Source organism: Pseudomonas sp. IAC-BECa141 (assembly GCF_020544405.1).
Lineage (GTDB): Bacteria > Pseudomonadota > Gammaproteobacteria > Pseudomonadales > Pseudomonadaceae > Aquipseudomonas.
Genome location: NZ_CP065410.1, coordinates 2,115,651 through 2,133,006, shown reverse-complemented (window position 1 = coordinate 2,133,006; position 17,356 = coordinate 2,115,651). Strand labels below are relative to the sequence as shown.

The following is a 17,356-nucleotide window of genomic DNA, read 5'->3' as shown; positions in this document are numbered from 1 at the left end:
ACTCGCACTTCAGGAGCATCCCGAGCAAATGCAAGCCTTAAAGTTGTCCCGCACCCCTCTGGCCGAGGCCATCTCCCGCCGCAATCCGCGTGGCGCAATGCTGTCAGGTGCTCTGCTGACGCTGATGCTATTGGGCAGCACCCAGGTTCAAGCGACGCCGGTCGACGTCAACATCCCTGCGCAACCGCTGTCCCGGGCACTGCAACAGCTTGGGCAACAAGCCAATCTGCAGATTCTCTACAGCCCGGAATCCCTGGCTGGCCTGAACTCGACCGCGGTATCCGGTCACCTGGAACCGAAACAGGCGCTGGACAACTTGCTGCTGGGGAGCGGCATGACCTATCAACTGACCGGCAACTCGGTTTCGCTGGTGCCAGCCACCGGTGCAGACGCGGGAAACGCGCTGGAGCTGGGCGCGGTATCGATTTCCGGCAAGGCGCCGGGCTCGACCACTGAAGGGTCCGGGCTGTACACCACGTACTCGTCCAGCAGTTCGACGCGCCTTAACCTGACTCCCAAGGAAACCCCGCAGTCACTGACCGTCATGACCCGTCAGCGCCTGGACGACCAGCACCTGACCAACCTCAGCGATACCCTCGACGCCACTCCGGGCATCATCGTGCTGCGTGACGGTCAGGGCGCCGAGTCCGACGGCTACTTCTCCCGTGGTTTCGAGATCCAGAACTTCGAAATCGACGGCGTGCCGACCGTCAAGCGCATGGACAACTACACCCAGAGCATGGCGATGTACGACCGGGTGGAAGTGGTGCGTGGCGCCACCGGCCTGATCAGCGGCCTGGGCAGCCCTTCGGCCACCATCAACCTGATCCGCAAGCGCCCGACCGCCGAGGCTCAGGCCAGCGTCACCGCCGAGGCCGGCAACTGGGATCGCTACGGCACCGGTTTCGATGTCTCCGGGCCGTTGACCGAAACCGGCAACATCCGTGGCCGTCTGGTCGGCGACTTCAAGACCGAACAGTCCTGGATTGACCGCTACAAGCAGGATTCGCAGCTGATGTATGGCATCACCGAATTCGACCTGAGCGAAGACACCTTGCTGACCATGGGCTTCAGCTACCAGCGCACCGACGTCGATTCGCCAATGCGTTCGGGCCTGCCGACGCGCTTCACCGACGGTTCGCGCACCAACCTCAAGCGTTCCCTGAACTCGGCGCAGACCTGGTCTTACAACGACCACGAACAAACCAGCTTCTTCACCTCGATCGAACAACAGTTCGGCAATGGCTGGAGCGGCAAGGTCGAACTGACTCACTCCGAAAACAAATTCGACGAGGTCTTCAACTACGTCAACGGCACCCTGAACCCCGACGGCAGCGGCACCACCCAACTGCCGGTACGCTTCTCCGGCACCCCGCGCCAGAACAACATCGACGCCTACCTGACCGGCCCGTTCGGCCTGCTGGGACGCGAGCACGAGCTGATCGCCGGTGTGACCCTGTCCAACTACTACGAAAACGTGCCGAGCTACGGTGGCTGGAAAACCGACTACTCCAATTCCCCGGCCGGTGCCATCGACAACCTGCTGAACTGGAACGGTAACTCGGTCAAACCCGAATTCAACGTCACCGGCAAATCCACCGTCGATGAAACGCAATACGCCGCTTACCTGGCCACCCGGCTGCGCGCCACCGATGACCTGAGCATCCTGCTCGGCAGCCGCGTGGTCGACTGGCATCGTGACACCGAAGACAAGCCGTACGGCGCAGCAGAAACCAAGACCAAAGAATCGGAAACCGGTGTCTACATTCCTTACGCGGGTGTGGTCTACGACGTCAACGACACCTGGTCGCTGTATGCCAGCTACACCAAGATCTTCAACCCGCAATCGTCCTGGGTTCGCGACATCAACAACAAGCCTCTGGATCCGATGGAAGGCACCGGCTACGAAGTCGGCGTCAAGGGCAGCCACTTCGATGGCAAGCTGAACTCCAGCTTCGCGCTGTTCAAGATCGAGCAGGACAACCTGGCGATCTGGATCGACACCCCGGGCGGCAACACCTACAAGTCCGAACAGGGCACCACCACCAAAGGTGCTGAATTCACCCTCGATGGCGAACTGGCCGAAGGCTGGCAAGCGTCTGCCGGTTACGCCTATGCCGTCAGCACCGATGCCGATGACAACCGCATCGTCACCACCCTGCCCCGTCACAGCCTCAAGACCTTCACCAGCTATCGCCTGCCGGGCATTCTGGACAAAGTCACCGTCGGCGGCGGCGTGAACTGGCAGAGCAAGACCGGTGCCGACCTGCATACCTTCCAGCAAGGCAGCTACGCCGTCACCAACCTGCTGGCACGCTACGACATCAGCAAAAACCTCAGCGCCTCGGTCAACCTGAACAACGTATTCGACCGCGAATACCTCAGCTACGCCGGCGACCACGGCATGTACGGCGCCCCGCGCAACATCATGACCGGCTTCAAGTACACGTTCTGATTTAACCGCTGCAATACAAAAAGCGCCCCGGTCTGACCGGGGCGCTTTTTTTTGGGATGAACGTTTAATGACACAGCAAAGCATGCGGAAGGAAGCCAGGTGTAATTCGAACTACACCAACGGCAGACAAGGTTTCAAACCGGAACAGCCAAGCGCCTGAAACCGGACGTCACGACCGGCCTCTTCGCGAGCAGGCTCGCTCCCACAGGGACGGGTATTGAAGGCCTGATGTGGAATGAAGCGCACATCAGGCCAGGGCGGATCAGACCGTTTCGGGATACATCACGGTGCGCAGCACGCTCACCAGTTCCTGATAGATCGCCTCGACCTCTTCGGTGACCATGCGCATGCGTAAAAAGTCATGCACGTGGCCGCCGAACTCGCGGCATTCGAGCAAGCCGCCCGCCGCCGCCAGACGCTCGGCGTAGGCGCGGCCTTCATCGACCAGCGGATCGAAACCGGCCAGCGCCACGTAGGCCGGGGCTGCGCCCTGGAGGTCGGGGCTCAGCAGTGGCGAGAAGCGCCAGTCGCGGCGATCCTCGATGCTGCGGGCGTAGTGCTGGTAGAACCATTCCAGCGTTTCGCTTTCCAGCAGGTAGCCTTCACCGAGCAAGTCCATCGACTCTCGGCGCTGCGAGGCGTCGGTCACCGGGTAGCAGAGCAATTGCAGGCACGGTTTCAGCGCGCCGGGCGCACGCGCCTCAAGCGCCAGCACGGTCGCCAGCGTGGCGCCGACGCTGTCGCCGCCAAACACCAGGCGCGACAGATCGAGATCGAATTCGCCGGCCTGTTCGCGCAGCCAATCCAGGGCATCGGCACAATCGTGCAACGCCACCGGGAATTTGTGTTCCGGCGCGCGGCGGTAACCCACCGACAGCACCGCACACGGTGTGCGCGCGCAGAACTCACGGCAAATACCGTCGTGGGAGTCGAGGCTGCCGACGACGAAACCACCGCCGTGCAAAAACAGCAGCACCGGCAAGACACCGTCCTTGTGCAACGGACGGTACAGCCGCAAGGTCAGCTCGGCGCCGTCGCGGGCAAGGTGTCGCACCTCACTCACTTCGACATCCGGCACCTCCCAACGCATCTGTTGCGAGGACTGCTCGAACGCCTCCCGGGCCTGCTCGGGTGTCCCTTGGTGAAACGCAACGTTCCGACTGTCTTCGACCAGATCAAGAAACGCCGCTACTTCCGAATTCAATGACATGCACCCCATCCCGGGCCGATGCGCACAATGCGCACCGGCCCTCTCAAAAAGTTAAAGACCGGCTCAACCCGCCGACTGTTGCAGGCAATGCTCGACCAGCGCTTCCAGCTCGGCCTGATACTGCTGCATCAAGGTCTCGATGGTGCTTGGGCGGAAGCGACGGGTGCTATACATGCAACGCATCGACAGCTTGCCGTCGAACACCTGACCGACAATTTCCAGCCAGTTGCCGAGGTTGGCATCCAGGCTGTAGACATCGCCGATGTGCTCGTGCGCCGGCATCAACATCGCCTGCTCGTCAAAGGTCTGGTCGAACTGCCCCAGATAGTTGAAGGTCAGCCGCGCCTGGGGCAACGCCGCCAGACGCTGTTGCACCGACGCATCAGCCATGTAGCGCAGCGCGCCGTAGCCGACGCCTTTCTGCGGCACAGCAGCCAACTGCTCGCGGACCGCCAGGATCGAAGCGCCAAAATCCTGCTCCGCCAACGGCGCCAGCCGCACCGGGAACATGGTGGTGAACCAGCCAAGCGTGCGGCTCAGATCCAGCCCTTCGACCAGGTCCTCACGACCGTGCCCTTCCAGTTGCACCAGCACCGACTCGGCCTCGCTCCAGCGACACAGCACACGACCGAGGGCAGTCAGCAGCAGATCGTTGATCTGGGTGCCGTACACCGCCGGCGCCTGTTTGAGCAGTTGCCCGGTGCGGGTGGCGTCGAGCCCCATGAACGTTTCTTCGCGAAAACGCACCAGGTTCTTGCCGCGCGGGTTGTCACACGGCAGATCCTTGCCCGGCTGATCCAGTTGTCCGAGCCAGTAATCCAGCTCTTGCCCGACCAGTGCCGGCACCTGCGCCGCCAGGCCATCGGCCCAGGCGCGATAGCTGCTGGTGCGCTGCGCCAGTTGCGGCTCGCGACCCTGGCTGAACGCCTCGTACGCGAGTTGCAGGTCTTGCAGGAACACCCGCCACGACACCGCATCGATCACCAGGTGATGCACCACCAACAGCAAGCGCACCTCGCCGTCCGGCAGATTCACCAGCAGGCCGCGCATCAGTGGCCCTTCGAGCAGGTTGAGGCTGCGCTGGGCTTCATTGACCAGTGCGTCGAGTTGCTCGATGTCGCTGATCTCACGCTGCCACAGCAACGGGTTGTGCCCGGCGATGCACAAGCTGTCCTGCAGCGTTTGATAGTGCTGCAACCAGCGGCCCTGATCCTGATAGAAGCGCAGCCGCAATGAGTCGTGCTGCGCCAGCATCAACCGCAGCGTCTGCTCCAGCGCCGGGGCATCCAGCGCCTGGCGCGAACGCAGCATCATCGCCTGGTTGAAATGATGCGGTTCGCTCATCCCCTCGGCGAAGAACCATTCCTGGATCGGCAACAGACCAAACGCCCCCGCCTGCGCTACATGACTGCTGTCGGCGGTCTGGCTCGAGCGCGCGACCGCTTGCTGGTCGAACAGGTTGCCAATGGTCTGGAAGCGCATCAGGTCGCGCAGCTTGATGTCCAGTTTCAGTTGCGGATGGTTCCGCGCCCGGGAAATCACTTGCAGGCTGAGAATCGAATCACCGCCCAACTCGAAGAAGTTGTCGCTGATGCCGACCTGCTCCACTTGCAGGACATCGGCCCAGATCTCGGCCAGCCACGTTTCCTGCTCGTTGCGCGGCGCCTGATATTGATCGGCGCAAAACTCAGGCTCGGGCAGCGCCTTGCGGTCCAGTTTGCCGTTCGGCGAGATCGGCAGGCGCGCCAGACTCATGATCTGCAGCGGCACCATGTATTCGGGCAACTGTGCGCGCAACAGGGTCTTGAGACGCTCGCCGGCGTTGTCGTCGGTGCTGACCACATAGCCGATCAACTGTTTGCCGGAGACGCCGTCACGGGCGATGACCACGGCATCGGTGACACCGTCCTGAGCGCGCAGGCAGGCTTCGATTTCACCCAGTTCGATGCGGAAACCGCGAATCTTCACTTGATGGTCGGCGCGGCCGACGTAATCGAGGATGCCGTCATGGCGCAGGCGCACCAGGTCGCCGCTGCGGTACAGACGGCTGCCCGGTGCCCCGAACGGATCCGGCACGAAGCGCTCGGCGGTGATGGCCGCACGGCCATGGTAACCACGGGCAACCCCGTAGCCGCCGATATACAACTGGCCGGACAAGTCCTGTGGCAGCGGATTGAGATCGTCGTCCAGTACCCACAGCGAGCGTTGGCCGACCACTCGCCCGATCGGCGCATAGGCGGCAGCGCAGGCTTCATCGTTCGGCGCTTTCCAGAGCATTGGCGTGACCACGGTTTCGGTCGGGCCGTAACCGTTGGTGATGAACTGCGGCTGCAACACGCGGCGCACTTGCGCCAGGGTCTGCTCCGGCACCGCGTCACCCCCAAGGCAGTAAATGCGCACCTTCGGCACGGCCATGCCGCTGGCCTCGACATACTCAGCCACCTGTTTGAGGTAGGCCGGCGGGAAGCAGGCAATATCGATCGAACGGTTGAGCAAGGCGTGGCTGGTCTGCTCCGGTGTCCACAGTTCATGATCGCGCAGCACCAGCGTGCCGCCAAAGGCCAGGGTGGTCAGCCAGCGTTCATGGGCGCCGTCGAACGCGAACGACATGAAGTGCAATTCGCGCGTGCCGGCATCCATCTCGTACAACTCACGGATTGCCTGGCAATGCATGCTCAGAGGTCCGTGGGTCACCGCCACACCTTTGGGCAAACCGGTGGAGCCCGAGGTGTAGATCAGGTAGGCGAGGCTGTCATCACAGGTCTGTACTGGCGGGGCCGTGTCGGGGTACTGATTGCCGTCGAAAAGATCGAGATCAAGCAATGGCAGGTTCGCCGGCAATGGCAAACGCTGGCTGGCGGCGCCACGGCTGATCATCTGACGCATGCCGGAGTCTTCGATCATGAAAGCCAGGCGATCGGCCGGATAGTCGATGTCCAGCGGCACATAGGCAGCGCCGCTTTTGAACACGGCGAGCAGAGCCACCAGCATGTCGAGCGAACGTTCCAGTGCGACACCGATCAGCACTTCCGGACCGGCACCCGCGGCGATCAAATGATGCGCCAGCTGATTGGCACGGCACTCGAGTTGCGCGTAGCTCAACTGCTCGTCACCACATTCGGCGGCAATGGCCTCAGGGCGTTGCGCGGCAATCATCGCCGGCAACAGCGCGCGCCGATGCACCGCCGCCGGTTCTGCGCCCCACTGCTGCAAGGCCTGCCATTGTGCCGCGGCCAGACGCTGCAGGTTGCCCAGACGCTCCGTCGGCTGCCGCATCATGCTGTGCAGCAACACTTCCATGGTCTGGCGGATCCGCTCGACCGCTTCGACACTGAAACGATCACGCAGGAACAGGTACTCGATGGAGAACTCTTCTCCCAGATGCACCGCCAGGTCCATCGGGAAGTTGGTCACGTCATGGCTCGCCGAGGCGCCGAAGCGCAGGCCGCCCGGTGCCTGTTCCAGACGCTGGTCGATCGGGTAGTTCTCGAACACGATGATGCTGTCGAACAAGGCTTGCCCGCCCTGCCCCGACCAGCGCTGAATATCCGCCAGCGGTGCGTGAGCATGTTCACGCAGATCGAGGTTATAGGCCTGCAGACTGCTCAGCCAGGCATTCAGCGGCTGCGCCGGATCGAGGGTCTGGATCACCGGCAAGGTGTTGATGAACAGCCCCAGCATGTTGCCGGCATTCGGCAACCCTTCCGGGCGCCCGGCCACGGTGGCACCGAACGCCACGCTGTGCTGACCGGTGTAGCGCTGCAACAACAGCAACCATGCGCCTTGAATCAAGGTGTTGGCGGTAATGCCCTGAGCCCGGCAATGCTGCTGCAACAAGGCGGTCTGCTGCGCATCCCAACGGGTGTACAACGCCTGGTGGCCATGCTCGGTGGATTCGTGACGCGGGTGCATCGCCTGGCTCAGCGCGGTCGGTTCCACCAGTGTCTGCAAGTGGCCGCGCCAGAACTGCTCGAGTTGCGCCGAATCCTGCTGCTGCAACCACGCGATAAAGTCGCGGTAACGACCGCTCTCGCCCTCGATCTGGCCGGTGGCGTAGTGCTGCAGGACCTCGCCGAACAACTGCGAACTGCTCCAGCCGTCCATCAGGATGTGATGGCTGGTCCAGATCAACTGGTACTTGTCGGCGTCCAGACGAATCAGGCGCGTGCGTTGCAACGGCATGCGATCCAGCTCGAAACCCTGAACCCGCTGCTGGCGGGCGAACTCGGCGAGTTGCGCCTCATCCAACGGCGTGTCCAGCGCTTGCAGGTCAACAATGCCCTGACGGTGGACAACCTGCACCGGTGACGCCTGGCTGTCTTGCCAATGGAACGACGTGCGCAGGATTTCGTGACGCTGCACCACGCATTCCCACGCGGCACGGAAGCGCTCGATATCGAGGCCTTCGACCGACAGGTTGAGCTGGTTGACGTAAAGATCGTCGCCATCATCGGACAAGGTGTGGAACAACATGCCCTGCTGCATCGGCGACAACGGATAGATGTCTTCGATGTCCGCGACCGGCACTGGCAAACCGTCCAGACGTGCCTGGCCCAGCGCCGCCAGCGGGAAGTCCGACGGCGTCAGGCCGTGGTTGCCCGGGGTCACGCAGTGTTCGATCAGCGCCGTCAGTTCACGCCCGTATTCATCGGCCACGGCCTGCACGGTCGCGCTGTCGAACATTTGCTCGCTGAAGCTCCACGACAGGCTCAGTTCACCGCCATACACCTGACCGTTGACCGACAGCCAGTTGCCCAGCGGGGCCCGTTCGCCGAGGTCACTGCCGGCACTTTCGCCGGCCGGCAGGAACAGCGCGGCTTCGTCGAACTGGCTATCGAACTGGCCAAGGTAGTTGAAGGTGATTTTGGGCACAGGCAGCGCTGCCAGCGCCTCACGCGCCGAGGCATCGCCCAGATAACGCAAGGCGCCAAAACCGATGCCCTTGTGGGGAATCGCACGCAGTTGCTCCTTGATCTGTTTGATCGATTCAGCGAAACCGCTGGCCGGCGTCAGGTGTACCGGGAACACGCTGGTGAACCAGCCGAGGGTGCGGCTCAGATCGATGTCGTCGAACAGGTCTTCACGACCATGACCTTCCAGCTGAATCAGTGCCGAAGCATGCCCGTTCCAGCGACTGATGACCCGCGCCAGTGCGGTCAACAGCAAGTCGTTGACCTGCGTGCGATAAGCCGCCGGGGCCTGTTGCAACAATTGTCGGGTCAGCTCCGGCGCAAGGCGCGTCTGCACACTTTGCGCGTAGCGGTTTTCCAGGCTGCCGTCCGGACGTTCGCACGGCAAAGTGGCGGTCGCCCCGCGCAAGTGCTCACGCCAGAAGGCCTGCTCGTCATCGAGGCTGGCGGTGTGTGCCTGCAAGCGTTCGGCCCAGGCTTTGAAGGCGCTGGTCTTGGCCGGCAACGCGACCTCGCGCCCGGCCTGGATCTGGCTGAATGCGGTTTGCAGATCTTCCAGCAGGATCCGCCACGAGACACCATCGACCACCAGGTGATGCACCACCAGCATCAAGCGCTGAGTGTGATCCGGCAGATCGAACAACACACCGCGCAGCAGCGGCCCGTCGAGCAGATCGAGACTGCCCTGGGCCTGCTGACAGATCCCTTCGATGTCAGCCGAATCCGTCAGCGTGCGCTGCCAGAGCAGTTCCTGCACAGGCTCGGGCGGGCGGTGCGTGGCGGTCCAGCCTTCAGTCGTTTCAATGAACGACAGGCGCAAGGCATCGTGATGCGCAACCAGTGCCTGAAGCACCTGCGCGACGGTCCCGGCATGCAGAGTCATCGCCGGTTTGAGCAGCAGCGACTGGTTCCAGTGATGCCGCTCGGGGATCTCGCTGGCGAAGAACCATTGCTGGAACGGCAACAACGGCGTCGCCCCGCTGACCGGCCCCTGATCGATGCTCAGCACCGTGCCGCCCGATTGTGCGACCGCCGCCAGTGCCTGCACGGTCTGGTGCTGGAACAGATCCTTGGGCGTGAACTGGATACCGGCCTGCCGCGCACGGCCGACCACTTGAATCGAGATGATCGAATCACCACCCAGTTCGAAGAAGTTGTCCGTAGCGCTGACCCGCTCGAGGCGCAGGACATCGGCCCAGATCGTGGCGATGCGTTGCTCCATGTCATTGCGCGGCGCCACGTAGCTGTTCTGCATCAGGCTGGCGTCCGGTGCCGGCAGCGCCTTGCGGTCCAGTTTGCCGTTCGGGGTCACCGGCAGGTTCGCCAGCACCATCAAGTGCGCCGGCACCATGTGCGCCGGCAGACTCTCCTTGAGGGCGTCGCGCACGCTGTCGCGCCATTCGCCCAGTTGTGCCTCCTCCACCGGCTGCGTCGGTACCAGATAGGCCACCAGTTGCTTGCCGCTTGGCCCGGTGTGCGCCAGCACCACGGCTTCACGCACCCGGCTCAACTCCAGCAGGCGCGCTTCGATTTCGCCCAGTTCGATGCGGAAACCACGGATTTTCACCTGATTGTCGACGCGGCCCTGATAGTCGAACACGCCATCGGCGCGTTCACGCACCAGGTCTCCGCTGCGGTACAGACGACTGCCCGGCGCCCCGAATGGATCGGGTACGAAGCGTTCAGCGGTCATCGCCGGACGATCCAGATAACCCCGGGCCAGTCCGGTGCCGCCCAGATACAACTCACCCATCACGCCCTGTGGCAATGCGTTGAGGTCAGCACTGAGCACGCAGGTGCTGCGGTCGCCGATCCGCGTACCGATCGGCGCATAGGCCGCGCCGCACACGTCGCCGCGCCCGGCCTTCCAGATCAACGGGGTGACCACGGTTTCGGTCGGCCCGTAACCGTTGATGATGTGCTGCGGCGCCAGCGCCGCACGCGCCCGCTCGAAACTGTCGTTGGGCACGGCATCGCCGCCGAAACAGTAGATGCGCACCGCTGGCGGCTGGCCGACCTGTTCGGCGTGCTCGGCCAATTGCTGCAAGTACACCGGCGGGAACGCCGCCACCGTCACGCCGTGCTGTTGCATGGCGGCATAGGTCTGCTCCGGACTCCACAGACTGTCATCGCGCAGCAACAGCCGCGAGCCATGGGTCAGCGGGGTCAACCAGCGTTCATGAGCGCCGTCGAAAGCGAACGACATGAAGTGCAGCTCGCAATCGTCCGGGGTCATTTCATAGCGCTGACCGATCGCCTGGCAATGCATCGCCAGCGGTCCGTGTTCCACGCATACACCCTTGGGCTGGCCGGTGGAACCGGAGGTGTAAATCACGTAAGCAAGGTTTCGCGGTTGCACCTCGACCTGCGGCGCCACGTCTGGCCACTCGGCGGTCGGCAACGTGTCCAGATCCAGTGCGCGCAAACCGGTGCTCAGCGGCAACCGCGGGCGCAGTTGCGAATCGCTGAGCAACAGCGCGATGCCCGAATCTTCAATCAGATAGGCCAGGCGCTCGCGCGGATAACTGGCATCCAGTGGCACATAGGCGCCGCCGGCCTTGAGCACCGCAAGCAAGGCCACCAGCATCGATGGGCTGCGCGGCAGGGCGACGCCGACACGCACTTCCGGCCCGACGCCTTCATGGATCAGCAAATGCGCGAGGCGGTTGGCCCGGCTTTCAAGCTCGGCGAAAGTCAACGCCTGATCGCCACAACGCACGGCTTCCCGTTGCGCCTGCTGCGCCGCGATCACCGCGATGCGCTGATGCACCAGCAACGGATCCGTGCACGGTTGCGCACGATTGCTGTCCTGCAGACGGCGCTGTTCTTCACCGCTGAGCAGGGTCAACGCGCCGAGACGCGCATTCGCCGACTGCACGAACTGCTCCAGCAACGAAGCCAGTTGCGCGTGCAAACGCACAATCGCCTGCGCGCTGAAACGGGCGGCGGCATAGCTGTAATGCACCGACAGGGTTTCGCCGAGGTTGACCCCGACCGTCAGCGGGAAGTTGGTTTGTTCACGGGTGTCGACCGCGCCGAAATTCAGGCCCAGCGACGAGCCTTGCTCCAGTGCTTCGGAGATCGGGTAGTTCTCGAACACCAACAGGTTGTCGAACAGGCCATCGCTGCCCTGCCCCGACCAGCGCTGGATATCGGCCAGTGGCGTGTGTTCGAAATCACGCAGGCCAACGTTGAGTTCCTGCACGGTTTGCAGCCACAGGCTGACCGTCAGTTGCGGCTCTGGACGGGCAATCACCGGCAGGGTGTTGATGAACAGGCCGACCTGCTGCTCGACCCCCGGCAGATTGGCCGGACGCCCCGACACAGTGGCGCCGAAGGCCACGGTCGATTGCCCGGTGTAACGTTGCAACAGCAACAGCCACGCCGCTTGCACCAGGGTGTTGAGGGTGACTTTTTGCTGACGGGCAAACTCGCTCAAGCGCAATGTGCCCGTGGCGTCGATCCACTGCTGATAGTGCCCGGTACCGCCCTCGGCGCTCGTCGACCGATCAGCCAGTCCCTGGGCCAGGCGGGTTGGCTCATCAAATTGAGCCAGACGCTCGAGCCAGAATTGCTCGCTGAGCTGACTGTCCTGACGCTGCAGCCAGGCGATGTAATCGCTGTAGCGGCCAATGGGCGCTGCAGGCACCTGCCCGGCATAGCGTTGCAGCACTTCACCGAGCAACTGCGAGTTGCTCCAGCCGTCGAGCAAAATGTGGTGGCTGGTGTAGAGCAGTTCATGGCGGTCTTGCGCGGTGCGTACCACCACCAGGCGCAACAGTGGCACCTCGTTCAGATCGAACGGACGGTTGCGCTCGGCTTCGGCCAGCGCATCCAGCGCTTCGTCCGGTTGGCCGCGCCAATCGTGAACGGTGAACGGCAGCGTGGCCGAGCGTTCGACGATTTGCAGCGGCTGAGCCTGCGCCCCGCCCCAGACAAACCGCGTGCGCAGAATGTCATGGGCCTCCAGCGCCGCTTGCCAGGCCTGACGGAAACGCTCGACATCAAGCCCTTCCACCGACACCCGCATCTGGTTGATGTAATCGCCCGAACCCTGTTCGTACAGGGTGTGGAACAGCATGCCCTGTTGCATCGGCGACAGCGGATAGATGTTGTCCACCGATGGCGGATCGGTGATCAGCGTATCGAGCTGCGCCTGAGTCAGGTCAGCCAGCGGGAAGTCCGACGGCGTCACACCGCGGTTGTGCGCCTCACAGCAATGGGCGATCAGCGCATTGAGCTCTTGTGCATAGTCGTCAGCCAGACGCTGGATCGTCGCCTGATTGAACATTTCGTGGCTGAACGACCAGCTGAGGCTGAGCTCACCGCCATAGACCTTGCCGTTGATGTCCAGCCAGTTGGCCAACGGTGCCAGCGAACTCTGCTCGCGGCCGGTGCTTTCACTGGCGGGCACGAACAGCGCGGCCTCGTCGAACTGGCTGTCGAACTGCCCCAGGTAGTTGAAGGTAATGCGCGGCACCGGCTGCGCGGCGAGCGTCTGCCGCGCGTGTTCGTCGCCCAGGTAACGCAGGGCACCAAAACCCAGGCCCTTGTTCGGTACGCCACGCAGCTGTTCCTTGACCGCCTTCAGCGAGTCGGCCAGGCCCATGGCCGGGGTCAGACGCACCGGGAACAGGCTGGTGAACCAACCCACGGTGCGGCTCAGGTCGATGTCGTCGAACAGCGCTTCACGGCCATGACCTTCGAGCTGGATCAGGGTCGAGGCCTGACCGGTCCAGCGGCAGATCACCCGCGCCAGCGCCGTCAGCAGCAGATCGTTGATCTGCGTGCGATAGGCGGCGGGCGCCTGCTGCAACAGTTGGCGGGTCTGATCCGCATTCAGGCGGGTTTCCACGCTCACCGCGTGACGGTTCTGCAAGCTTGCCGCAGGGTTGTCGCAAGGCAGGTCGGAGGGCGCTTCGCCCAACTGGCCGGCCCACCACGTCAGTTCCTGTTGCAGCTCACCACCGGCGAACGTTTGCAGGCGTTGCGCCCAGTCCTTGAACGGGCTGGTCTTGGCCGGCAGTTTGACTGTCTGGCCGTTCTGCAGCTGCTCGCAAGCGTTCTGCAAATCTTCCAGCAACACGCGCCAGGACACACCGTCGACCACCAGGTGATGGATTGCCAGCAACAGGCGCTGGCTGCCATCGGCCACATTCAGCAGCACGGCGCGCAACAGCGGGCCGTCTTGCAAATCGAGGCTGCCTTGCGCGGCGTCGCACACCGCTTCGATTTCGTCGGCGTGCTGCACGCTCGCCTGTTGCAGCAACGGCCGGTTATCCGGCGCGCGGTGCGTGGCCGTCCAGCCTTCGGCACCTTCGCTGAAGCTCAGGCGCAAGACGTCGTGATGCGCAACCAGTGCCTGCAAGGCGTGCTCGAGGACATCGGCGTCGACCGCTTGCGAAGGTTTCAGCAGCAACGACTGGTTCCAGCGCTGACGCTCGGGAATCGCCAGCTCGAAGAATCGTTGCTGGAACGGCAGCAACGGCGTGCTGCCGGTGACGGCGCCCTGCTCGATGCCGAACGCCGCGTCGCCACGCTGGGCGACCCGGGCCAGACCTTGCACGGTCTGGTACTGGAACAAATCCTTGGGAGTGATGCGCAGGCCGGCCTGACGTGCACGGCTGACCACCTGGATGGAGATGATCGAATCGCCGCCAAGGGCAAAGAAGTTATCCGTGACGCCCACCTGTTCCAGCCCGAGCACGGCTTGCCAGATCTCGCACAATTGCCGTTCGTTGTCGTTGCCCGGTGCCAGATAGGTGTGCTGCTCCAGCACTGCGTCAGGTTTGGGCAGCGCCTTGCGATCAAGCTTGCCGTTGGGGGTCAGCGGCAGTTTTTCGAGGAACAGCCAATGCGCCGGCACCATGTATTCGGGCAGGTGCTCGCGCAGAGCGGTCTTGAGCACTTCGCGCAGCCGCGCTTGTTCTTCGGCGTTACCCAGGGCAGCGCTCGGCACGATGTAGGCGACCAGTTGCTGACCGCTCGCGCCTTCCTGCGCCAGCACCGCCAGCTCGCGCACCGTGTCTTGTTGCAGCAAACGCGCTTCGATCTCACCCAGCTCGATGCGGAAACCACGCACCTTGACCTGATGGTCGATACGCCCGACGTATTGCAGGTTGCCGTCAGGCTGATAACGCGTCAGGTCACCGGTGCGGTAGAAACGCTCGCCCGGAGCGCCGAACGGGTTCGGCAGATACTTTTCTGCGGTCAACGCCGGCCGGGCCAGATAACCGCGGGTGATGCCGGCACCGGCCAGGTACAGTTCGGCGGCGACGCCTTGCGGCACCGGTTGCAACTCGCCATCGAGGACATAGCTGGCGGTGTGTTTCAGCGGCCGGCCGATGCTCGGCTGGCCACCCGCCGTGCGCCGTGTCCAGGTTGAATAAGTGGTGTCTTCCGACGGGCCGTACAAGTCGAAAACATGCTCGACCGTCGGTTGCGCATACAAGGTGTCGACCAGCGACTGCTTGAGCGGCTCACCGGCCAGATTGATGATGCGCACGCTCGGCGGGATCTCGCCGCTGCGTTGCAGGGCGGCAATCGCCGACGGCACGGTGTTGATCAGGCGCACCTGATCGCGGGCCGGCAACTGCGGCAACTCCAGGGCATTGCGAGCGATGATCAGCGAACCACCGTTGGCCAGAGTGACAAACAGCTCCCACACCGACAGGTCGAAACACACCGACGTCGAGGCCAGCACGCCTTGAATATCGTCGCGGCTGTACACCGATTGCGACCAGTCGATCAGCGCCAGTACGTTGCGATGGGCAATCGCCACGCCTTTCGGTTTGCCGGTCGAACCGGAGGTGTAAATCACATACGCCAGGTTGTCGGCCGACACCCGCGTTTGCGGCGCATGCGCCGGATAGGCGGCGAAATCCTCGGCGACGTTGTCCATCAGCAGCACGTCGGTGCCCGCCGCTGTCGCCAGACTGGCGGCGACGTCCCGTTCGGTCAGCAGGCACAGCGCCCGGCTGTCTTCGAGCATGTAGGCGACGCGGTCGGCCGGGTAATCCGGGTCGAGCGGCACGTACACGCCCCCGGCCTTGAGCACGGCCAGCAGCGCGACCAGCAGATTCTCCGAACGCTGCATCGCCACGCCGACGCGCACCTCCGGACCGACGCCTCGCTCGATCAACGCATGCGCCAACGGGTTGGCCCGTGCTTCAAGCTCGGCATAGGTCAGATGCCGCTCGGCGAACGTCACCGCGCGTGCATTCGGGGTCTGCGCGGCCTGCCGGGCGATCAACTGATGAATGCACAGGTCGCTGGCAAACGGTGCGTCGACAGGGTTCCAGTCGTGCAGCAATACCTGCCGCTCACTGGCATCAAGCAACGGCAATTCGCCGACACGTTGTTGCGCATCGCTGACGATGCCCTTGAGCAACGCCTGCAAATGCCTGCCCATACGCTCGATGGAGGCGGCTTCAAACAGGTCCGTGGCGTAGATCAGCGAGGCCCACACGCCTTCCGGCGATTCGTGGGTTTCCAGGGTCAGGTCGAACTGCGCCGTGAGGCTGTCCCAGTTCACGCTTTCAACCGCCAGCCCCGGCAACTGCATGGCCTGCCGGGCCTGCCGCGCGCCACTCTGATGGTTGAACATCACCTGGAACAACGGGCTGCGGCTCAGGCTGCGTTCCGGCGCCAGGGCTTCGACCAATTGCTCGAACGGCAGATCCTGATGCGCCTGCGCGCCCAGCGCCGATTGCCTGGCCTGGGCCAGCAAGGCGCTGAACGTCATGCTGCTGTCGAGGGTGGCACGCAGGACCTGAGTGTTGACGAAAAAGCCGATCAGCCCTTCGGTTTCCGCGCGGTTGCGGTTGGCAATCGGCACGCCGATGCGAATGTCGTCCTGACCGCTGTAACGATGCAGCAAGGTCTGGAACGCGGCCAGCAACAGCATGAACATCGTCACGCCTTCACGGCGCGCAAGGTCCTGCAGGTCTTTGCTCAACGCCGCGTCCAGCTGCATGTCCAGACGTGCACCGCGATAGCTTTGCACCAGCGGGCGCGGATGATCGGCCGGCAGTTCCAGCACGCCCGGATCCGAGCCCAGATGTTCGACCCAATAGCTCAATTGCCGCTCGCGCTCACCGGCGTCCATCCAGCTGCGTTGCCACTGGGCGAAATCGGCGTACTGGATCGGCAACGGTGCCAGCGTGGCCGGTGCGCCCTGACTGAACCCGGCATAGAGTTCGATCAGTTCGCCAACCATCACTTGCATCGACCAGCCATCGGAAATGATGTGATGTTGCACCATCACCAGAACGTGATCGTCCGGTGCCAGCCGCAGCAGGCAGACCCGCAGCAAGGTGTCCTGTTCCAGATCGAACGGGCGGGCAATCTCGGCTTCGATGGCCGCACGCAAACGCGGCTCATCGACTTCGCCCTCCAGCTCGCGAACCTCGATCTGCAAGGCAAACGGCGCCTTGATCAGCTGAATGGCCCTGTCCTGATCACCTCGGGCAAACCCGGTGCGTAGACTTTCGTGACGCTCGATCAGCGTATCGAAACTGCGCTGCAGCACCGCCATGTCCAGGGCGCCGCGCAAGCGCAACGCCGTGGGAATGTGGTACGCCGCGCTGTCCGGCTCCATCTGCCAGAGAAACCACTGCCGCTCCTGGGCATAAGACAAAAGCAGCGGTTCACCTTCGGCGCGCCGGAAAATCGGCGCGATGCCATAAAGGTTAATGCCCTGTTTGCCCAGTAGAATCGCCAGCGCCTTGCGTTTCTCGGGAGAAAGCGCGCCTACCGATTCAATCAACTGCTGCATGCCGT

3 protein-coding genes are annotated in these 17,356 nt (G+C 63.3%); 1 reads left to right on the top strand and 2 read right to left on the bottom strand.

The features are described from left to right. Positions 1-28 precede the first annotated feature (28 nt). Positions 29-2,455, top strand: coding sequence for a TonB-dependent siderophore receptor (locus I5961_RS09650; RefSeq protein ID WP_085700189.1), 2,427 nt, complete (start codon positions 29-31; stop codon positions 2,453-2,455). 262 nt (positions 2,456-2,717) lie between these two features. Here I5961_RS09650 and I5961_RS09645 read toward each other — a convergent pair whose 3' ends face one another. Both I5961_RS09645 and I5961_RS09640 read right to left on the bottom strand, forming a co-directional pair. Beyond that, positions 2,718-3,665 carry an alpha/beta hydrolase gene (locus I5961_RS09645; RefSeq protein WP_227235050.1) on the bottom strand — a complete coding sequence of 316 codons (948 nt, stop codon included), beginning with the start codon at positions 3,663-3,665 and terminating at the stop codon, positions 2,718-2,720. A gap of 63 nt (positions 3,666-3,728) precedes the next feature. Beyond that, positions 3,729-17,351 carry a non-ribosomal peptide synthase/polyketide synthase gene (locus tag I5961_RS09640; protein WP_227235049.1) on the bottom strand — a complete coding sequence of 4,541 codons (13,623 nt, stop codon included), beginning with the start codon at positions 17,349-17,351 and terminating at the stop codon, positions 3,729-3,731. Positions 17,352-17,356: the final 5 nt, after the last annotated feature.